This window comes from Streptomyces sp. Je 1-369 (assembly GCF_026810505.1).
In the GTDB taxonomy this organism is placed as follows: domain Bacteria; phylum Actinomycetota; class Actinomycetes; order Streptomycetales; family Streptomycetaceae; genus Streptomyces.
The window spans coordinates 4091736-4112114 of sequence record NZ_CP101750.1; the positions used below are offsets into that span (position 1 = coordinate 4091736).

17 protein-coding genes are annotated in these 20379 nt (G+C 70.9%); 7 read left to right on the forward strand and 10 right to left on the reverse strand.

Features of this window, described 5'->3' with window-relative positions; translation table 11 throughout:
- The first annotated feature begins 115 nt into the window (after positions 1-115).
- On the forward strand, positions 116-1198 hold the full coding sequence (locus NOO62_RS18575) for a C40 family peptidase (protein WP_268772009.1): 1083 nt from the start codon (positions 116-118) through the stop codon (positions 1196-1198).
- Positions 1199-1536: 338 nt separating this feature from the next.
- On the forward strand, positions 1537-2961 hold the full coding sequence (locus tag NOO62_RS18580) for a PP2C family protein-serine/threonine phosphatase (RefSeq protein ID WP_268772010.1): 1425 nt from the start codon (positions 1537-1539) through the stop codon (positions 2959-2961).
- A gap of 36 nt (positions 2962-2997) precedes the next feature.
- Here the strand turns inward: NOO62_RS18580 and NOO62_RS18585 are convergent, their stop codons facing one another.
- The 5 genes from NOO62_RS18585 to NOO62_RS18605 all read right to left on the reverse strand — a co-directional run bounded on the left by NOO62_RS18585 (position 2998) and on the right by NOO62_RS18605 (position 6141).
- Complete coding sequence (locus NOO62_RS18585) at positions 2998-3327, reverse strand: DUF2516 family protein (protein WP_268772011.1); 330 nt, start codon at positions 3325-3327, stop codon at positions 2998-3000.
- A 113-nt stretch (positions 3328-3440) separates the two neighbouring features.
- Positions 3441-4052 (reverse strand): hypothetical protein, encoded by a 612-nt coding sequence (locus NOO62_RS18590; RefSeq protein ID WP_268772012.1) that lies wholly within the window; start codon positions 4050-4052, stop codon positions 3441-3443.
- Positions 4053-4152: 100 nt separating this feature from the next.
- Positions 4153-4599, reverse strand: a complete 447-nt coding sequence (locus NOO62_RS18595; RefSeq protein ID WP_268772013.1) for a helix-turn-helix domain-containing protein — start codon at positions 4597-4599, stop codon at positions 4153-4155.
- 97 nt (positions 4600-4696) lie between these two features.
- Positions 4697-5215 (reverse strand): hypothetical protein, encoded by a 519-nt coding sequence (locus NOO62_RS18600; RefSeq protein ID WP_268772014.1) that lies wholly within the window; start codon positions 5213-5215, stop codon positions 4697-4699.
- A gap of 53 nt (positions 5216-5268) precedes the next feature.
- The gene (locus tag NOO62_RS18605; protein ID WP_268772015.1) at positions 5269-6141 is read right to left on the reverse strand and encodes a GNAT family N-acetyltransferase; all 873 of its coding nucleotides are present in this window, start codon (positions 6139-6141) and stop codon (positions 5269-5271) included.
- 98 nt (positions 6142-6239) lie between these two features.
- Here NOO62_RS18605 and NOO62_RS18610 point away from each other — a divergent pair, with 98 nt between their 5' ends.
- Positions 6240-7001: a VOC family protein gene (locus NOO62_RS18610; RefSeq protein ID WP_268772016.1), complete on the forward strand. Its 762-nt coding sequence runs from the start codon at positions 6240-6242 to the stop codon at positions 6999-7001.
- 104 nt (positions 7002-7105) lie between these two features.
- On the opposite strand, the gene rox is transcribed toward NOO62_RS18610, so the two are convergent.
- A complete protein-coding gene (gene rox / locus NOO62_RS18615; protein WP_268772017.1) occupies positions 7106-8554 on the reverse strand; it encodes a rifampin monooxygenase in 1449 nt (482 codons plus the stop codon).
- A 269-nt stretch (positions 8555-8823) separates the two neighbouring features.
- On the opposite strand from rox, the gene NOO62_RS18620 reads away from it, so the two are divergent.
- The 3 genes from NOO62_RS18620 to NOO62_RS18630 all read left to right on the forward strand — a co-directional run bounded on the left by NOO62_RS18620 (position 8824) and on the right by NOO62_RS18630 (position 14332).
- Positions 8824-11289: an excinuclease ABC subunit UvrA gene (locus NOO62_RS18620; RefSeq protein ID WP_268772019.1), complete on the forward strand. Its 2466-nt coding sequence runs from the start codon at positions 8824-8826 to the stop codon at positions 11287-11289.
- A 274-nt stretch (positions 11290-11563) separates the two neighbouring features.
- On the forward strand, positions 11564-12682 hold the full coding sequence (locus NOO62_RS39290) for a PHB depolymerase family esterase (RefSeq protein ID WP_414930852.1): 1119 nt from the start codon (positions 11564-11566) through the stop codon (positions 12680-12682).
- A gap of 174 nt (positions 12683-12856) precedes the next feature.
- Positions 12857-14332 carry a peptidoglycan D,D-transpeptidase FtsI family protein gene (locus tag NOO62_RS18630; protein ID WP_268772020.1) on the forward strand — a complete coding sequence of 492 codons (1476 nt, stop codon included), beginning with the start codon at positions 12857-12859 and terminating at the stop codon, positions 14330-14332.
- 6 nt (positions 14333-14338) lie between these two features.
- On the opposite strand, the gene NOO62_RS18635 is transcribed toward NOO62_RS18630, so the two are convergent.
- Positions 14339-16456 (reverse strand): HelD family protein, encoded by a 2118-nt coding sequence (locus NOO62_RS18635; RefSeq protein WP_268772021.1) that lies wholly within the window; start codon positions 16454-16456, stop codon positions 14339-14341.
- 83 nt (positions 16457-16539) lie between these two features.
- Here NOO62_RS18635 and NOO62_RS18640 point away from each other — a divergent pair, with 83 nt between their 5' ends.
- Positions 16540-17247, forward strand: a complete 708-nt coding sequence (locus NOO62_RS18640) for a TetR/AcrR family transcriptional regulator (RefSeq protein WP_268772022.1) — start codon at positions 16540-16542, stop codon at positions 17245-17247.
- A gap of 104 nt (positions 17248-17351) precedes the next feature.
- Here the strand turns inward: NOO62_RS18640 and NOO62_RS18645 are convergent, their stop codons facing one another.
- The 3 genes from NOO62_RS18645 to NOO62_RS18655 form a co-directional block, all read right to left on the reverse strand.
- Complete coding sequence (locus tag NOO62_RS18645; RefSeq protein ID WP_268772024.1) at positions 17352-18494, reverse strand: aminoglycoside phosphotransferase family protein; 1143 nt, start codon at positions 18492-18494, stop codon at positions 17352-17354.
- 91 nt (positions 18495-18585) lie between these two features.
- A complete protein-coding gene (locus tag NOO62_RS18650; protein WP_268772026.1) occupies positions 18586-19353 on the reverse strand; it encodes an HAD family hydrolase in 768 nt (255 codons plus the stop codon).
- Positions 19354-20259 (reverse strand): winged helix-turn-helix domain-containing protein, encoded by a 906-nt coding sequence (locus tag NOO62_RS18655; RefSeq protein WP_268775687.1) that lies wholly within the window; start codon positions 20257-20259, stop codon positions 19354-19356.
- Between the last annotated feature and the right edge of the window lie 120 nt (positions 20260-20379).

Here is a 20379-nt window from a genome sequence, read left to right on the forward strand (position 1 = left end):
GGCGTATGGGGGTTGGAGTTGCTGTCGGACTCTGTCGTATCGAGCGCTGACATGGCACTATCCCGATGTCGACCGGAAGTTACTGACGGTAAATCAGCTTTGGGGGTGGCGGGGCTTGACTGGGAAGCGATACCCGACGGTGGCGGCCGTGGCACTGGTCTGCGCGGCGACGGTGCTGGCCGCACCGGGGACGGCCTTTGCGAACCCGAGCCCGACACCCGGCACGAGTCCGACGCCCCGCACGAGCCCGATACCTCGCACGGACACATCCCTCGAACAGGTCCGCGAGGAGATCGACGAGCTCTATCACGACGCGGGCGTGGCCACGGATGCGTACAACGCGGCCGAGGAGAAGGCCGAGAAACAGTCCGAGCAGATCGTGGAGCTGGCCAAGGACATCGCCAAGGGCCAGGCGAAACTCAAGAAGCTGAAGGCCCGCGCGGGCGCCGCGGCCCGCGCGCAGTACCGCGGCGGTGGCATGCCCTCCGAGGCCAAGCTGATGCTCAGCGACGACCCGGGCCAGTTCCTGGACGGCGCGAGGCGCATGCGACAGGGCGAGAAGGCCACCAAGGGCATGCTGACCGAGCTGGAGAGAACCCAGGACGACCTGCGGATCTACGCGAAGGACGCGACCGCCCGCTGGACGAAGCTGGAAGCCAACCGCAAGTCGAAGGCCGCCGCGAAGAAGAAGATCAAGAGGAAGATCGCGGCCGCCGAGAAGATCGAGTCGACGCTGGAGAAGAAGGAGCAGGAGCGGCTGCGCAAGCTGGAGGAGGCGGCCGCCCGCAAGAAGCAGTCGGCGTGGGTGAGTTCGGGTGTCCTGAAGGACATCGACGGCAAGTCGTCGGCCCGGGGCAAGAAGGCCGTCGAGTTCGCCACCGCCCAGATCGGCAAGCCGTACGTGTGGGGCGCCGAAGGCCCGGGGTCGTACGACTGCTCGGGGCTCACCTCCCAGGCGTGGGCCGCCGCGGGGCGGGGCATTCCGCGGACGTCGCAGGAGCAGTGGAAGCAGCTGCCGCGCGTCGACGTCAAGAACATGCGCCCCGGTGACCTGATCATCTACCACTCGGACGCGAGCCACGTCGGCATGTATCTGGGCGACGGCGCGATCGTGCACGCGCCGCGGCCGGGCCGGAACGTGACGATCGCGGGCGCGGGCTCGATGCAGATACTCGGGGTCGTGCGCCCCGACACGTAGCCGGGCTCGCCACACCCTCTCCCCAGCCACGCCCCCTTCCCTTCCCTTCCCTTCCCTTCCCTTTCCTTCTCGCCCCTCCCCTCCCCTCCCCTCCCCTCGCCGAGCAGGGCTATGTGACCCAGGGCACGCCGCGGCGGCTCGCTCAACCCTCACGGCGTGATGTTCGTCATCTCCCGAGGGACCGTGCCGTGCCCAATTGCGTTCCTGGATGCGGCATATGACGGTGGCTGTTTGCCGCGCGGCATTCCAATGGAGGCGCGGCTACCGCTATGGTCCCCGTCGGTGCTGCGTCGACCTGCGCGGCACCATGCCCTCGGGGGGAGGGAAGGAACCAGACGATGCCCGTACCCATACCGCGGCAGAGAGCGATACCGGCCGCGGAAGGCGGTCAGGCTCATGCGGCGCCCCCGCACGACACGACGGCGCCGACCCACCAAGGCCCCCGCACCAACGGCCACAGCAGCGCCATGGACACCGACGCCATCACCGGCACCGGCACCGGCACCGGCAGCAACGGCACCAGCGGCCACGGCACCAGCGGCAACGGCTCCGGCCTCACCCTGCTGGTGATCGAGGACGACCCCGCGGGCTCGCTCAGCGTTCCCGAGCTCCTCGACTCCGCGGGCAAGCCCATCCGTATCCGCACCGCCCGCAACCTCACCGAGGCCGAGCGGCTGCTCACGGACGACGTGCACTGCATCCTGCTCGACCTCGCCCTGCCGGCCCCCGGCACCAGCGCTGGCACCGGCACCGGCACCGGCACCGGCACCGACGAGGACGAGGACGAGCTCGTCGCGCTCAAGCACGTGCTGCGCCTCGCGCCCCGGCACGCCGTCCTCGCGCTCACCGCGAACGACGACTCCGAGCGCGGCGCCGAGGCCGTGCGCGTCGGCGCGCAGGACTACCTGTTCCGGGACGAGCTGGACGGCAGGCTCCTGAGCCGCGCCATCCGGTACGCGGTCGAGCGCAAGCGCGCCGACGCCGCCCAGCGCCAGCTGACCGAGTCGCGGCTGCGCGCGCAGGAGAACGCCCGCCTGGAGCGCGGTCTGCTGCCGACCCCGCTCCTGGAGGGCTCACCGCTGCGCTTCGCCGCCCGCTACCGTCCCGGCCGCTCCCGCGCGCTGCTCGGCGGCGACTTCTACGACACCGTGCGCACGCCCGACGGCGCCGTGCACGTCATGATCGGCGACGTCTGCGGACACGGCCCCGACGAGGCGGCACTCGGCGTGGAGCTGCGCATAGCCTGGCGCGCGCTGACCTTCGCGGGCCTGTGCGGCGACGAGCTGCTCTCCACGCTCCAGAAGGTCCTGGAGCACGAGCGCGCGGACGACGAGATCTTCGCGACCCTCTGCACGGTCGACATCGCCCCGGACGGCCGCAGGGCCGGTCTCTGCCTCGCCGGGCACCCGGCGCCGCTGATCGCACGCGAGGGACGGCTCGCCGAGCTGCTGCCGTACGAGGACGGGGGCCCCGCCCTGGGCCTCCTGCCGCGCGCCCGCTGGCCGCGCCGCCAGGTGGAGCTGGGCGGCAAGTGGAGCCTGATGCTCTACACGGACGGCCTGATCGAGGGCCGCATCGGCCAGGGCAACCAGCGCCTGGGCCAGGAGGGCATGGTGGAGATGGTCCGCCGCCAGATCGCGGCGGGGTTGCAGGGCGACGAGCTGCTGGAGGCGGCGGTGAACGAGGTCCGCGACCTCAACGGCGGAGACCTGACGGACGACGTGGCGATACTGCTCCTGGACCGGGCGCCGGGCGCACGCTGAGCAGCCGGGCCATGCGCCGGGCCATGCGCCCTACCGCTACCGACCGCCGTTGTACGGCCCGTAAGGCCCGTCGCTGCTGGAGCCGCCGCGGCGGCCGCCGCCCGTGATCTGCCGGATCGCAGGGCGCACGTCGACCATGTACACGATCGTGGCAACGAGCCCGATGATCGGCAGGAACGACAGGATCGGGAAGAGCAGGTTCACCACGAAGGCGATGCCGAGGATGATCAGCCAGAACGGCTTGGTCTTCTTGTCCGCCGCGCGATAGGCGTCCTCGCGCCGGATCGCGGCGTCGATGAGCGCGAATCCGCTGAAGACGATCAGGGCCAGCGACAGCAGCCACATGAAGTTCGCGAACCCTTGCATCAGCACAACGTCCACCACCAGTCTCGGCTCATCGATTACGCGGCCACGGTACCCGCTACCCAGTCAACGGGGCGGACACTCGGTGAGTGCCCGCCCCGGCGCTTGGCTTGTCCCTACTTGGCGGGCGGCGTCGTCTTCTTCGCGGCCGGCTTCTTGGCCGGGGCCTTCTTCGCCGCGGGCTTCTTCACCGGGGCGGCGGCCGCGCTCTTCGGCGCGACGGCGACGGGCCCCTTGGGCTCGGCGGACGTCGCCGAGGCGGGCTTCGGCTCGTCGTCGGGCTCGACGGTCTCGGCCAGGTCGAGGATCTCCTCGGCGGCCTCGCCGCGCCACGACTTCACGGCCTGCTCACCGTGCTCGGCGACCTCGTCGTACTTCTCGCGCGCCTTGACCGCGAGCTCGGCGGCGACACCGACACCGCGCAGCGCGAGGTCCTGAGCGGTCTCGCCGAGCTTCTTCAGGTCGGTGTCGATCGTGCCCAGCACCTCGGTGACCTTGGCCTGGAGGACCTCCTGCGCCTCCTTGGCGCGGGCACCGGCCTTGTCCTGGACGGTCTTCGGGTCGGTGTTGCGCACCGCGTCGATGCGGGACGGGGCCTCCGCGATCAGCTGCTCGACGAGCCCCGGAACCTTCTTCGCCTGCTGGAAGGCGAGGTCCGCGGACCCGGCGACGAAGTACGCGGGGGTGGGGTTGCTCAGGGTCTTGCGCAGGTCATCGGTGATGGCCATGACGAGGGTCCTCCCGGATTCGCGTCGGCGTGTGAGGCGTATGAGGCGTATGAAACGTGAAACGTGAAACGTATGGAACGCGTAGAACGCTTGAAGGCGTTCAGCTTGTGAGTGCTTGCTCGGGACCGGCATCACTGCCGTCGTCGCTCGCATCCGCATCCGTATCCGTATCCGCGTCCGCGTCCGCGTGCGACGGCGTCTCGAAGCCGTTCTCCTTGCGGAACGACTCGTAGATCTGCAACAGCACTTGCTTCTGGCGCTCGTTGATGGACGGGTCGGCGAGGATGACGGCGCGCGTCTCCAGCTCGTCCCGCTCCTTCTCGTCGAGGATCCCGGCCCGCACGTACAGCGTCTCGGCGGAGATCCGCAGGGCCTTGGCGACCTGCTGCAGAACCTCGGCGCTCGGCTTGCGAAGGCCGCGCTCGATCTGGCTCAGATACGGATTGGACACTCCGGTGGCGTCGGCGAGCTGCCGCAGCGACAGCTGCGCACTGCGCCGCTGTTCGCGCAGATACTCGCCGAGGTTGCCAACGTTGAGTGATGCCATACGCCGATGGTGCAGCACCCCCGCTAACTTTTGCAAGCATCCGCTTGCAAAAGTGCGCCACGCCACTCCGGCCGCCGCGCGGCTGTCCCGACCCGAGTCACGCATTCACCGTCCGCAGCGGGTCCGCGGCGAGTTGGACCGGTGCTGTGAGCGCGGCTTCGTAGGCGGGGCGGTCGAAGACGTAGGGGCCCATGGGGAGTTCGCCCCACTCCTTGCGGAAGGGCTGGCGGAAGGAGGACCAGGTGACGGTGTCGGGGGTCGTGGTGATGAGGGACCGCAGGGGCCAGCAGGCCCAGATGCCGCACTGACAGCCCAGCAGCGGAGTGGTGTTGTCGGAAGGGGCGGCGAAATCCGGGGCCGGGTCGCCGAGGAAGTGGCGTGCGGGGTCACCCACTTCGTCCAGGGTGAGGCCGTCGTGCTGGCCGAGCAGGAAGCGTTCCTCGGCGGCCGGGTCGCCCTCCCCGTCCCCCTCGCGCTCCTGGCGCTCCTGGCGCCAGAGGTCGCGGGTGGCGTCGGCGGCGTACACGCGCAGATCGGTGCCGTCGATGCGGTAACCCCACTGCAGGGTGGGCACTTGGTCGCCGATGGGGTAGTTCAGGAACTCTATGCGCTGCATGGCTGCCATCCTCCCTTGTCGTCTCCCACGCGGCCCCGCCGTCGACTTCGGCCTCACGTGTCCCTGTAGCGGTCCCGTGTCTCCGTGCGGCGTTCAAAGCCCGCCGACTCGTACGTCGCCACAGCGGCCGTGTTCGAGGACGGGGTGGCGACGAGTGCGCTTGACGCGCCCATCGCTCGGAGTGCGGCTGCCGCGGCGAGGGTGATCTGTTCGCCGTGGCCGCGGCGGCGGTGGTCACGGTGTACGCCCATCGGTTCCAGGAGTCCCGGCCTGCCCGGTCCCGCCGACCAGACCGTCACCGCCGCCACCGCGTCGCCCCCGTCGTCGTACGCGAGCAGGCAGCGTGCGTCGGTGTACGGCAGGCCGGACGCCATCGCCTGCCAGCGGTCGACCGTGAACTTCGAACCGTCGAACGCCGCCCCGAGTACGGCCGCGTACGTGTGCGCCTGTGCGGGGCCGACCTCCTCGACGCGCAAGTCCGGGAGCCGGACCGGGGCGGTGAGGTCGCGGCGCAGGGGCGTCCAGGGGTCGTCGGCAGGCCAGCCCTCCTCGTCGGCCAGGAGGGCCGGGAAGAGGGTGTCGGGTGGGGCCTCGATGTTCACCCGGCCCGAGGGCGGCAGTACGCCGCGCGTCGTATCTGTCACGTCGGCGACCAACCGCCGTGCCAGTTCCTCGTCCTGGTGGACGTCCGGTGCGGTCGTCAGCCGCAGCAGGTCCGGGCCGTCCAGCAGGCCGATCGCCAGGATCCGTCCGGCCCTGCTCCACGTCCTGACCGCCGCGGCCGTCGCCTCCGCGCCCGAGCGCCAGAACCAGCCCAGGTCACCCGGATGCAACTGCGGAGGCGCTCCCTCGTACTGCCACTCCCGCAGTACGTTCACCGCCTCGGCCAGCCCGTCAACTCCCGGAGTGCTCAGCGCGATAGCCATGGAGCGATCACACCTCATCGTGTCGGGCGGCCGCATCCCGTTTGTTCCGGGTGGCCAGCGTCTGGATCTGCCAGTGCGGGCTGCATATCGTCACCGCCATGGCTCTGCGACCCGTGAACGTGAACATGAAGGCTCTGGACGACGCCGCGATCGGCGGGTTCTGGGCGGAGGCGCTCGGCTGGGAGCTTGCCAGTGAGGCGCCCGGTGTGACCAACGTCGAGCCGGGCGGCGGATTCGTCTGGCCGGGCGCCGCCGCCGTCTGCGTCGACGTCGTCAGCGTTCCGGAGGCCAAGACGGCGACGAAGAACCGTACGCACATCGATCTCGCCACCACCTCCGAGGCGCACCGGGCGGAGCTGGTCGCACGGCTGCGGGCCCTTGGTGCGAAGCCCGTCGACATCGGGCAGGGCGACGTGCCGTGGACGGTGCTCGCCGACCCCGAGGGCAACGAGTTCTGTGTCCTTGAGCCGCGGGAGATCTACCGGGACACCGGCCCCGTCGCCGCCATCGTGGTCGACTGCGTGGATCCGCGGGCCATGGCGCGGTTCTGGGGCGATGCGACGGACTGGACCGTGCACGAGGTGACCGACGAGCGGGCGGTGCTGCGGTCCGCGCAGCAGGGGGTCGGGCCGTACCTCGAGTTCCTGCGCGAGCCCGGCGCTGGCGGGAAGACCGTGCCGGACCGCGTCCACATCGACCTCATGCCGTACGCCGGTGAGGACCAGGCGGCCGAGGTCGCCCGGCTGCGGGGCCTCGGCGCCGTCGACCTCGACCTCGGACAGGGCGACGTCCCGTGGAAGTGCCTGGAGGACCCGGAGGGGCACGAGTTCTGTGTGCTCAGGCCGCGCGGCACGGCCTGAGCGGGCCGGTCGCGCTGGTTGGAGCGCGCGCCCGGGAGTGCGTCTCTGGGAGCGCCACTCTGGGAGCGCGCCTCCCGGGCCCCCTGGCGGCGCGCTCCCGCCCGTCACCCGGTCGCGTCGCCGAACCACCTGCGCAGTGCCCCGTCCAGCGCCCCCTGCTCGTCACCGGCCCACACCACGTACCCGTCCGGACGCAGCAGCACCGCCGGTACGTCCAGCTCCTCGCTGACGTCGGTCACCTGGTCGACCCGGCCCTCCCAGCCCCCGGCCGAGAGGCTGCCCGTCCGGTCGAGCAGCAGGCCGCGGCCGCCGTGCATCAGCTCGAAGAGGCGGCCCCGCTTCAGGCCCACGTCCCGCAGGCGGCGGCCGAGCAGCTCGTGGCCGTCCGCGGTGGCGCCGAAGTCGAGGTCGAAGTCGTAGCGGATGCCGATTCCCGTGATCTTCTCGATCAGGTGCCGGTTCACCTGCTCGTAGTCGATCAGCTCCGCGAGCAGCCTGCGCACCGCCTGCGCCCCCGGCTCGACCGACATCAGCTGCATCTGCGCGCGCGTGTTGTCCAGCACCTCGGCGGCTACCGCGTGCCGCTCCGCCTCGTACGTGTCGAGGAGGCCTTCCGGCGCCCACCCGTTCACCTCGGCCGCCAGCTTCCAGCCCAGGTTGAACGCGTCCTGGACGCCGAGGTTGAGACCCTGCCCGCCGGTCGGCGGGTGGATGTGCGCCGCGTCGCCCGCCAGCAGCACCCGGCCCACCCGGTAGCGCTCGGCGAGCCGCGTGGCGTCGCCGAAACGGGACAGCCAGCGCGGCGAGTGCACGCCGAAGTCCGTGCCCGCGAACGCCCGCAGCTGCTTCTGGAAGTCCTCCAGGGTCGGCGGGGCCGTCCGGTCCTCCGCCACCCCGTCGGCGGGCACGATCACGCGGTACGCCCCGTCGCCGAGCGGCATCGCGCCGAACCGCAGATGCGTCTTGCGGACCTCGGCGACGACCTGCGCCAGCTCCTCCGGCGACACGGTCATCTCCATCTCGCCCAGCAGCGTCTCGACCTTGCTGGGCTCCCCCGGGAAGTCGACGCCGAGCAGCTTGCGCACGGCGCTGCGGCCGCCGTCGCAGCCGACGGCGTAGCGCGAGCGCAGCCGCGTGCCGTCGGCCAGCTCGACGGTCACCCCGTCGTCGTCCTGGTCGAGGCCGACGACCTCGCAGCCGCGCCGGACCTCGACGCCGAGTTCGGCGGCGTGCTCGGCCAGCAGGCGCTCGGTGACCTGCTGCGGAATGGCGAGTACGTAGGAGTGCGCGGTGTCCATGCGCTCGGGCCAGGCCTTGCCCAGGCCCGCGAAGAAGCCCCCCGCCGTGATCTGCCGACCCCGCTCCGTGAAGCGCTCCAGCAGGCCGCGCTGGTCCATGACCTCGATGCTGCGCACGTGCAGGCCCTGCGCGCGGGACTGCTTGGTCGGCTCCGTCTCCTTCTCAAGGATGAGGACGTCCACGCCCTGGAGGCGCAGCTCCGTGGCCAGCATGAGGCCGGTCGGACCGCCGCCGGCGATGATTACGTCAGCCATGAGAATCCCCTGTTCGACGAGCTCGGAGGGGAGATTGTGCGGGACGACCGGGGCCTTGCCGCAAGGCCCCCTGTGCGCTATAAGTTGAGAGTGGCAAGGAGTGAGGTTCCCTCCTTGCCTTTTGTGTTCCCCCCTCTCCTGCTCCTGCGGGCCAGCGCCGGGACGCGGTTGTCAGACCCCCCGGCTAGCGTGACCAAGAGCACTGCTTTCACGCCAACTCCCTCCCGTACGACGCCACGTACGGGACTCGCTGCCCCGCGGAGACAACGATGAGCAAGCCCAGCAAGCCCAACAAGCACACGAAGCCCGATGCGCGGGCGAACACTCCGCATACCGCCGACAGCCATGACCTGATCCGTGTGCACGGCGCCCGCGAGAACAACCTCAAGGACGTGAGCATCGAGATCCCGAAGCGCCGCCTTACGGTGTTCACGGGCGTCTCCGGCTCCGGCAAGAGCTCGCTGGTGTTCGACACGATCGCCGCGGAGTCGCAGCGGCTCATCAACGAGACGTACAGCGCCTTCGTGCAGGGCTTCATGCCGACGCAGGCGCGCCCCGAGGTCGACGTGCTCGACGGGCTCACCACGGCGATCACCGTCGGTCAGCAGCGGATGGGCGGCGACCCCCGTTCCACGGTCGGCACGGCCACCGACGCCAACGCGATGCTGCGCATCCTGTTCAGCCGGCTCGGCACACCGCACATCGGCCCGCCCAGTGCGTACTCGTTCAACACCGCGTCGGTCCGCGCGAGCGGCGCGATCACCGTCGAGCGCGGCAACAAGACCGAGGCGCAGAAAGCGACGTACCAGCGCACCGGCGGCATGTGCACGCGCTGCGAGGGGCGGGGCAGTGTCTCCGACATCGATCTGACACAGCTGTACGACGACTCCAAGTCGCTCGCCGAGGGCGCGTTCACCATTCCCGGCTGGAAGTCGGACAGCCAGTGGACCGTGCAGGTGTACGCGCAGTCCGGCTTCGTCGACCCGGACAAGCCGATCCGCGCGTACACGAAGAAGGAGCTGCACGACTTCCTCTACGGGGACGCGGTCAAGGTGAAGGTCAACGGCGTGAACCTCACCTACGAAGGGTTGATCCCGAAGATCCAGAAGTCGTTCCTGTCCAAGGACAAGGAGTCGATGCAGCCGCACATCCGGGCGTTCGTGGAGCGCGCGGTCACGTTCACCACCTGCCCCGAGTGCGACGGCACGCGGCTCAGCGAGGGCGCCCGTTCCTCGAAGATCAAGCGCAAGAGCATCGCCGACCTGTGCGCGATGGAGATCAGGGACCTCGCCGAGTGGATCCGCGGCCTGGGCACGAGCGGGGCGTACGGCTCGGTGGCGCCGTTGCTCACCGCCCTGCAGCAGACCCTCGATTCGTTCGTGGAGATCGGGCTCGGCTATCTCGCGCTCGACCGGCCCGCGGCGACGCTGTCCGGCGGTGAGGCGCAGCGCGTGAAGATGATCCGCCACCTCGGCTCCTCCCTCACCGACGTCACGTACGTCTTCGACGAGCCCACGATCGGCCTGCACCCCCACGACATCCGGCGGATGAACGACCTGCTGCTGCGCCTGCGCGACAAGGGCAACACCGTGCTCGTCGTGGAGCACAAGCCGGAGACGATCGTCATCGCCGACCACGTCGTCGACCTGGGGCCCGGCGCGGGCACGGCGGGCGGCACCGTCTGCTTCGAGGGCACGGTCGAGGGGCTGCGGGCGTCGGGCACCGTCACCGGCCGCCACTTCGACGACCGGTCCACGCTGAAGGAGAGCGTGCGCGAGCCCACCGGGGCGCTTGAGATCCGCGGCGCGGACGCGCACAACCTGCGCGGGGTCGACGTCGACGTCCCGCTCGGCGTGCTCACCGTCGTCACCGGCGTCGCCGGGTCCGGCAAGAGCTCGCTGGTGCACAAGTCGATCCCCACGGGCGCGGGCGTGGTCGCCGTCGACCAGACCCCGATCCGCGGCTCGCGGCGCAGCAACCCCGCGACGTACACGGGCCTGCTCGACCCGATCCGCAAGGCGTTCGCCAAGGCCAACGGCGTGAAGCCCGCGCTGTTCAGCGCCAACTCCGAGGGCGCCTGCCCGGCCTGCAACGGCGCCGGGGTCATCTACACCGACCTGGGTGTGATGGCGAGCGTCGCCACGCCCTGCGAGGACTGCGAGGGGCGGCGGTTCCAGGCGTCGGTCCTGGAGTACCGGCTCGGCGGCCGCGACATCGCCGAGGTCCTCGCGATGTCCGTGGACGATGCGCTGCAGTTCTTCGGTGACGGCGACAGTGACGGCGGCGGTGGCGGTGGCGGTGGCGGTGGCGGCGAGGCCAGGACGCCCGCGGCCCACCGCATCCTGGAACGCCTGTCGGACGTCGGCCTCGGCTACCTCAGCCTCGGCCAGCCCCTCACCACGCTCTCCGGCGGCGAGCGGCAGCGCCTCAAGCTGGCCACGCACATGGCCGACAAGGGCGGGGTCTACGTACTCGACGAGCCGACCACCGGCCTCCACCTCGCCGACGTCGAGCAGCTCCTCGGCCTCCTCGACCGGCTCGTCGACGCGGGCAAGTCCGTGATCGTCATCGAGCACCACCAGGCGGTCATGGCGCACGCGGACTGGATCATCGACCTCGGCCCGGGGGCGGGCCACGACGGCGGCAAAATCGTCTTCGAGGGCACGCCCGCGGAACTGGTCGCCACCCGCGCCACTCTCACGGGCGAGCATCTCGCGGAGTACGTGGGCGGCTGACCGGCCGCCTTGGCGGGTAGCCGCTGCGGACGACGGGGACGTGACGGCCGGGAAGTGTCAGTCGCTGAGAGCCCCCCCCCCCCGAAGGCGCGTTGCCGGGGCCCGGGGACGGGGCCGCGGCGGCGCACCAGTGGCGGGGGGCCACGCCCCGCGCCAGTGGCGAGGGGCCACACCCCGGCCCCCGCCGCTGTGGCCCCCGCCCACCTCGTCACCCCCTCCGCGCCCCGCGCAGAATGGCGGCCCCCACACGCCCGCCCGGTTCCCGGAGGTTCGCATGGCCTACGGAAAGTCCCCCCTCGTCCGCGCCGTCACCGTCACCGCCGTCACCGCCGTCACCGCCGTCACCGCCGTCACCGCCGCGTCCGCCCTCGCCCTCACCGCCGTCCTCGGCAGCGCCCCCACCGCCACCGCGGCCGTGCCCACCCCCACTCCCGGCGAACTGACCCCGCACGCCGTCGAGTCGACGTACGTCTCCGGTGTCTCGTCCGGCGGGTACCTCGCCGATCAGCTGCACGTCGCCCACTCCGGCGTCTTCGAGGGCGCCGGCATCTTCAGCGCGGGGGCGTACGACTGTGCGCAGGGCAGCGTCAACACCGCGCTCTACGCCTGCATGGACACGTACATGCAGCGCAAGACACCGGCGCAGCTAGAGCAGTTGACCAGGCAGCGCGCGGCGGCCGACCGCGTCGACCCCGTCGCGAACCTGGCCGGTGACCCGGTCTGGCTGTACCACGGCGGCAACGACAGGACCGTCGACCGGCCGGTCAACGACGATCTGGCGACGTACCACCGGGACTTCGGCGCCGACGTCTCCTACGCCACGTCGTCGGCCGCCGGGCACGCCTGGGTCTCCCCGCTCGGCAGAGTGGCCTGCGCCTCCACCGCGTCCCCGTACATCAACACCTGCGGCACCGATCCCGAACGGTCCATGCTCACCCACCTCTTCGGCACGCCGGTGAACTCCGCGACCACCGCCCCGCTCAACGGCACCCTCGTCCGCTTCGACCAGAACCGGCACGTCCCGGGCGGCGACGCGGCCGCCGTCAGCATGGGCAAGGACGGCTTCGCGTACGTCCCGGAGGCCTGCACGACCGGCTCGTGCCGCCTGATGGTTGCACTGCACGGGTGCCAGCAGACGTACGGGCAGATCGGCGACACGTTCATGGCGCAGGCCCACTTGAACGAGTACGCCGACACCAACCGCATGATCGTCCTGTATCCGCAGGCCACCACCTCCCTCGACAACCCGCGCGGCTGCTGGAACTGGTGGGGGTACGGCGGCGACACGCACTACGCCGACAAGAGCGGCAAGCAGATCACCGCGATCATGAGCATGGTCAGGCAGCTGGGCGGAGTACGCGCCGCAGGTGGACGCAGCACGCCAGCCGGGTGACGACGCGACCGTCGACGTACAGGCCGCGGCGATAGACCACCGACCACCGACAGACCGCCGACGACCGCCGACAGACCGCCGCCCGGCGATAGATCACCGGATTTCCCCCCGTTCTCCCGTCGCAGCGGCGAGGATGGGCGGGAACGATTCGTCGGCACCCGGGGGGAGCCACTCATGAACCGTCCGCTGCGGCACATAGCCGTCTTCTGCGGGATCCTCACTCTCGCCCTGCTTCTGCGGGCGAACTGGGTGCAGTTCGCGCAGAACGACGACCTGGCGAACCACGAGAAGAACCGCCGCGTGCAGATCGAGGCGTTCTCCCACCCCCGTGGCGACATCATCGTCGGCGGCAAGTCCATCACCGGTTCGAAGGAGACCCCCGGGTCCGACTTCAAGTTCAAGCGGGTCTTCAAGGAGGGCCCGATGTACGCGCCGGTGACGGGCTACTTCTCGCAGGCCCAGGGTGCCACCTTCCTGGAGGGCGTCCACAACGGCGTCCTCAGCGGCAACGACGACCGGCTCTTCATCAAGCGCACCCTCGACATGCTGACCGGCAAGAAGCAGCAGGGCGGCGACGTCGTCACGACCATCGACCCCAAGGCGCAGAAGGCGGCCTACGAGGGCCTGGTCGATCTGAACGCCAAGGGCGCGGTCGTCGCCCTGGACCCGCGCAGCGGCAAGGTGCTCGCGATGGCCAGCACCCCGTCGTACGACCCCTCGGCCTTCTCGGGCATCTCGCTCGCCGAGGGCAAGAAGTTCAAGGCGCTCAGCGACCGCGAGGACAAGCCGCTCAGCAACCGCGCACTGCGCGAGATCTACCCTCCCGGCTCCACCTTCAAGATCCTCACCGCGGCCGCCGCCCTGGAGCACGGTGTCGTGACGGACGTCGACAAGCCGACCGGCGCGGAGACCCCGTACAAACTCCCCCTCAGCTCCACCCGCATCGGCAACGACGTGCCGGACTCCAACTGCGACAAGGTCTCCGTGAAGACCGGCATGCAGTGGTCCTGCAACAACGTCTTCCTCGACCTCGCGGACAAGCTCGGCAAGGACAAGATGCGCGAGACGGCCGAGAAGTTCGGCTTCAACGAGGAGCAGTTCATTCCCGTACGTGCCGCCGCGAGCAGCTATCCGGAGAAGCTCGACAAGCCGCAGACCGCGCTGACCGGCATGGGCCAGGGCAGCCTGACCAGCACGCCGCTGCAGATGGCGATGGTCACGGCGGGCCTCGCCAACGACGGCAAGGTCATGAAGCCGTACCTGGTCGAGGAGTTGCGCGGCCCCGACCTCTCCACGATCGAGAAGGGCGAGCCGCACGAGCTGAACCAGGCCGTCTCCGAGAAGACCGCGAAGTCCGTCCAGGACATGATGGAGAACACCGTCGAGAACGGCACCGCGAACAAGGCGCGGATCGACGGCGTCACGGTCGGCGGCAAGACCGGCACGGCCCAGCACGGCGCGGACGTCAACGACGAGCGGCCGTTCGCGTGGTTCGTCTCGTACGCGAAGAACAGCGACGGCGAGACGCCCGTCGCCGTCGCCGTGTTCGTCGACCCCTCCAACATGGACATCCCGCGCTCGGAGATCGCGGGCGGCAAGCTGGGCGCGCCGATCGCGAAGGCGGTCATGGAGGCGGTCCTGGAACGCTGAGGTCCCTCAGGCGGACCACGGCAGGGGCTTGCTGTGCAGTACGTCGAGACGTGACACGGCGCGGGTCAGCACCACGTACAGCCGGTGGAGCCCGCGCGCTTCCGCCTCCGCGATGTCCGCCGGTTCGGCGGCTACGACGTGGTCGTACTCCAGGCCCTTGGCGACGGACGCCGGGAGCACGGTGACGGGCGCGCCCAGCTCGTCGGGGCCCGCGCTCGCGACACCGGCCGCGTCCAGCGCCGCCCGCAGCCGTTCGACGTCATGGTCGGCGGCGATGACCCCGATCGACCCCTCCCGCCCGAGCGCGTCCCGCACCGCGCCCACGACCCCGGCCGCCACGTCCGCGACCTCGCGCACCCGCAGCTCCCCGTCCCCGCGCAGCGACCGGGCGGGCGGTACGTCCACGTCGAGCCGTCCCAGCAGCTCGTTGGCGAGCCCGACAACGGCACGCGGCACCCGGAACCCCGTGGTCAGCGGCGTCACCGTGGCGTCCGGCTTGCCCAGATGGGCCAGCACCTCATCCCAACTCCCGGCCGCCCAGGGCGTGGTGGCCTGCGCGAGGTCGCCCAGGACCGTCAGCGAGCCGAAGTCCGAACGGCGCGCGATGACCCGGCACTCCATGGGGGACAGGTCCTGCGCCTCGTCGACGACGATGTGCCCGTACCCGGCGGGCCGTTCGAGGAGCCCCTCGATCTCGTCGAGCAGCACCAGGTCGGCGGCGCTCCACTTCGCGGACTTGTGGGAGCGGGTCGGCTTGTACGAGCGGGCTGACTCGTACGAGCGGGGCGGCCTGCCCCAGAGGATCGCCCGCTGCTCCGCGTCCCCGAGAATCCCGTCGGCCGCCGCAGCGAGCGCCTCCGCGTCCCCCAGCACCTCCGCGAGCACCTCGTCCGCCCGCACCCGGGGCCAGACCGCGTCGAGGAAGCCACTGACGGACCTGGCCCGCCCCACCTTCTGCACCCACGTGTTGTTCTGCGGCCCCGCGCGACGCTCGGCCTGCTCCTGGACGGCCCGCACGACCCGGCTGCGCACCCGCTCACGCCCGACGCCGTACGGCGGCTCCTCACTCCGTACGTCCGCCACGATCCGCGCCAGCTCGTCGAGCGGGACCCGCCACCTGTACGCACCGTCGGGCACCGCGACCTCCGCGTCCGCGGGCGGCGCGACGACGCGCGCGTAGAGCGCCCGGCGCAGCACCTCGGCCATCCGGGCGTCGTGCTTGACGACGGCGGCGGCCTCGTCGTCGTGGGCGCGGACGGAATAGCGCCCGCCGATCTCGTCGCTCACCGTGGACTGCCGTACGCCGGTCTCGCCGAGCGAGGGGAGGACCTCGGCGATGTAGCGGAGGAAGGTGCGGTTGGGGCCGAGGATGAGCAGTCCGGAGCGCTGGACGCGCTGGGGGTGCGTGTAGAGGAGGTACGCGGCGCGGTGCAGCCCGACGGCGGTCTTGCCGGTGCCGGGCGCTCCCTGCACGCAGACGGAGGCGGTGAGTTCGCCCCGTACGAGGTCGTCCTGTTCTGGCTGGATGGTGGCGGCGATGTCGCGCATGGGTCCGACGCGCGGCCGCTCGACTTCCCCGGCAACGATGCGACTCCCCAAGCTGTCGGAACGGCCACTCCCACCTTCCCCCTCTCCCTCCCCCAGGGGCTCGTCCTCCATCCCGGTGAGGTCGGCCGAGTCCCCTTTGCTGCCGGGCGCCCAGCCGAACCGCCGCCGGACGGCGACGCCCTGCGGGTCACGGGCGCCCGCCTGGTAGAAGGCGCGGGAGACGGGGGCGCGCCAGTCGACGACGAGGGGCGGGGCGGAGGGGTGCTCGCTGACGCGCAGCCGCCCGACGTAGTACCGCTGCCCGCGATGATCACCGGCCCCGGCATCTTCTTCCTCGGCGAAGTCGAGGCGCCCGAAGAACAGTGGCGCCCGCGGCAGCTCGCGCATGGCTTTGGCGTGGCTGCGGAACTGGTACCCGAGCACTTCGGCGTCGGCACCGGACGCGGACACGTCCGCCCCTCCGACGACCCGCTCCTCGGCGCCTTCGACCATGCGGGCCAGGGCGGCGCGGCAGGCGTCGTGGTGGCGGCGTTCCTGGGCGAGGGCGTCTGCGACCGCGGTCGGTGGTGTCGTCATACGACGAGGATAATGTAACCGAGTTAAAGATGTAACCAGGGCACATACATGCCCGAGTCTCACCAGCCCGCTAGACTCTGCCCATGCCCCCAGCCACCGAGAGCACGAGCCCCACGAGCACGAACCCCACGAGCACGAACCCCACGAGCACGAGCGCCTCCGGGATCCAGCCCGGCCTCCGCGCCCGCAAGAAGCAGCGCCGCTTCGAGGAGATCTCCGAGACTGCGATCACCCTCTTCCTGGAGAAGGGGTTCGAGAAGGTGTCGGTGGCGGAGGTGGCGGCGGCAGCGGAGATCTCCAAGCCGACCCTGTTCCGCTACTTCGCCTCGAAGGAGGACCTGGTCCTCCACCGCTTCGCCGACCACGAGGACGAAGCGGCCCGCACGGTCGCCGCCCGCCCCGCCGGACTCACCGCGCTCGACGCCCTCCACCGCCACTTCCTGGACGGCCTGGAACGCCACGACCCGGTGACGGGCCTCAACGACGCCGAAGGAGTCCTGGCCTTCCACCGCCTGCTCTACGGCACCCCGTCCCTGGTCGCCCGCCTCCACGGCTACCAGAACCGCTCCGAACAGGCCCTGGCCACAGCCCTCCGCGCCGCCCACGGAGGCACCCCCCTGGACGCCCGCCTGGCCGCGGCCCAGATCATCGCCGTCCAGCGCGTCCTGGCGGAGGACAACTGGCAGCGCGTCGCGGCGGGCGAGCCCGTGCCACGGGTCCACGAGGACGCGGTCACCGACGCGAACGGGGCGTACGCCCAACTGCGTACGGGCCTCACCCGCTACGCGTGACCGGGCGGCGGCCCGCGCACTGAGCCCTCAAGCGCGCGCTCCGGCGGCACGGGAGTTGACGCCGTACTCGACAGTGAAGGCCATGGTGCCCGTGCCGGGCGCCGTCAGGAAGAGCACCCCTGCCGCCCGCCCGGCCCCTCGTACCACTCCCGAAGCGCCCCCTCGACGACCCCCGCGTCCGGCACCGAGCTCAGCTTCAGGGGTTCCGCCGCCCGGCGTACCGCTCGGCAGACCCGGGCCGCCGCGCCCGCGTAGTCGGCGGGGGCCGGGGGGGCGGGCAGGGTGGTCAGGTCGAGGGCGGCACGCATGATGTCGGGGAAGACGGACTGGGCGTACTCGAAGTCCAGGTAGACCTGGAGGTCCGTGGTCAGGCCTGCCGTCATGTCGGCGTGGCCCGCCCGGTCCATCGCCTCGGCCCACAGTTCCTTGATGCGGATCTGCTCGTCCTTCTCGTAGTCCATGCGGACGACGTGGATGGCGAGGTCGTGCAGCGGGTCGCCGTACATGGCCAGCTCCCAGTCGATCACGGCCAGTTGTCTGCGGTCGACGACGACGTTCGCGCGGTGCACGTCGGTGTGGAGGAGGCAGAAGGGGCGCGGGGTCAGCCGTGGGCGGGTGGGGTCGTCACGGAAGGCGGCCAGGGCGTCGGGGCGTACGCCGACCGCCGAGAAGAGAGCGTCGAAGCGTTGGCGGTTCGGGGCGTGCACCCGGTGCTCGGTGAAGTCGATGAGCCAGTGGAGGAACTCCTCCGACCGGCCCGGCTCGGGCCAACCGGGCGGGCGTGGCGGAAGCTCGTCCTCGGGGACCGCCGCGGAGCGGGCGAAGAACTCCGCGAAGGAGCGCAGCAGCGGTTCCCCGACGGGGCCTACCGGCACCACGTCGGAGAGCGCCTGGCCGGGACGGTAGGAGTGCAGTGACCAGTCGCCGAAGTCCCGCAGGCAGCGCGGGACTTCTGTGAGGTGGCGGCTGACCACCGCGAGCAGCTCGGGCTCGCTCGGCCAGATGCGGGGCACCACCTCCACCGTCTCGCGCGGCATCCGGCACTTGACCCGGGCGCGGAAGGGCATCGTGCACAGCAGCAGGGCGAGGGTCCAGCCGAGCGGCACGACGTGGTTGATGTTGTGGTGGCCGGCCACGACCTGGCGCTTCGGGTGTTCCCGGTGCAGTTCGGCGAGGCGTCGGATCCACGTCTCGCGGAGCCCGGTCTTCGGCGCCTCGTGGGGGGTGCGAGGCGGAGGGGACGGCATGAGCGCAGAGGGTACCGGGATCACGGAACCGTTCCTGCCACATGCCACATAGTGGACATCGGCGTGGCGGTTGCTTGCTCCACCTGCTCCTTTACGGGGCCTTTATGTTCCCGTTGGCGTATACAACCCTGGAGAGGCGTTCGAGAGAGCCGACCAGGTGTTCCGCGCCCGCCTCGCGCAGCAGCTGCGCCTTGCGTTCGTTGCGCGCGTAGCCGAGGAAGCGCACGCCCGCCCGCCGTGCCGCCACGCAGTCGGACGGCGCGTCACCGATCATCAACGTCGCCCCCGGCTCCGCCCCCATGGCGCGCAGGGCCCGCTCGACGCAGTCCGGGTTCGGCTTGAGCAGGCTGAGGTCCTGGGTGCGGCCGTATATGTGGGGGGCGAAGCAGCCCAGGGTGCCGCGCCGCTCCAGGTACCTGCCCACCGCGCACGGCGCGTTGTTGGTCGTCACCGCGAGCCGGGCGCCGACCGCCGCCCAGGTGCGGATCAGCGGGTCGACGAACGCGGTCGGCATGGCCGTCGTCACGGCCTTCAGCTCCTGGCGGGTCAGCCACGCCTCCAGCTCCGCGACCAGGTCGCTGCGGGGGTGCCTGCGGTCGACCGCGCGCAGCACGACATAGGGGTCGGCCTCCCTCTTCTCGTCGGCGGTGAGCAGCCCGCGCAGCCCCTGCTCCTTCAGCCACTGGACCAGGTCCCGCGCCACGTCCGCCGCCGGCCGTCCGGCGAAGAGCCGGCAGATGGGTCCGTCGAAGTCGAAGAGCACGAAGCCGATGGAATCGACCACGCCCCGCAACCGCTCGGTCTCATCCGCCGCCGATTCGGTCGGCGTCGCGTCGGACTGCGTCGAATCAGATGTCATTTAAGAGAGTGTCAGGTCAGAAGTGATCGTTTCCCAGAGTGCGTCGAACCAGTTCTGCGACTCGTCGACGAAGACCGTGTCGCGCGAGGCGTCATCGGCCTTCTCGAAGGAGAAGACCGGGGCCTTGATCCCCCCCGCGTCCCAGATGTCCATCATCTCGGTCGCCCCGTCGGGCACGTCCAGCTCCACGGACATGGGCGCCAGCGTGTAGTACGCCAGCAGCGCCTCCCGCCCGTTCAGGAGATACAACTTGACCGGCGTCGTGAACGGCAGGGCGCGGAACGTGACGTCGACGTCGATGCCGTGCGAGGCGCGCAGGGCGCGCAGGTTGTGGCGGAGCACCTGGCCCTGCGCGTTGCGCTGCGTGTGCCAGCGCTGGTGGAGCCGCTCCCGGCCCGCCTCCCCGCCCTCCACCGGCACGGGGAACGCCAGCTGGATGTCGCTGCTGGGCAGCAGGATCCGCGCCGTGATCGACTGCGGACGAAGGCGGCCCTCATGGATCAGCCGTACCGGCTCGCCGAGCGCGATCATCAGGGTTTCCGCGGTGTACGAGACCACGTCGATCCGCACGTGCGGCTCGGCGAAAGCCGCCGCCAGGCGTGGGGCCAGGGCGACCATGGACGGCTGGGGTTCCTTGCCTGCGGGGGGCGGTGCCGACTGGGCCACCCGGGGTGGACTTCCCTTGCTCACGTTGGACAGCAGACCCTCGGCCTGGAGCTTCTTCATCGCCTGGCGTACGGCGCCTCGTTCGACGCCGAACTCCTCGGCGAGTTCCGCCTGGGTCGGCAGGCGTTCTCCCGCTTTCAGTTCGCCCGCCCGGATGCGGTCGCGGAGGGTGTCGGCGATGTCCTGTGGGGTGAGTCTTCTGCTGCCGTTCACTGCCACGTTCTCCTGGGTCACGACCAGACGATACAACTGACGGCCATCTCTGGGGAGTTGCAGGGAAGTTGTTTATGAGTTGCGGCCAAGTGGGGACAACTCAAGCAGAGTTGGTTGCCAACTGACTCAAGATGGCAGAAGGAGGAA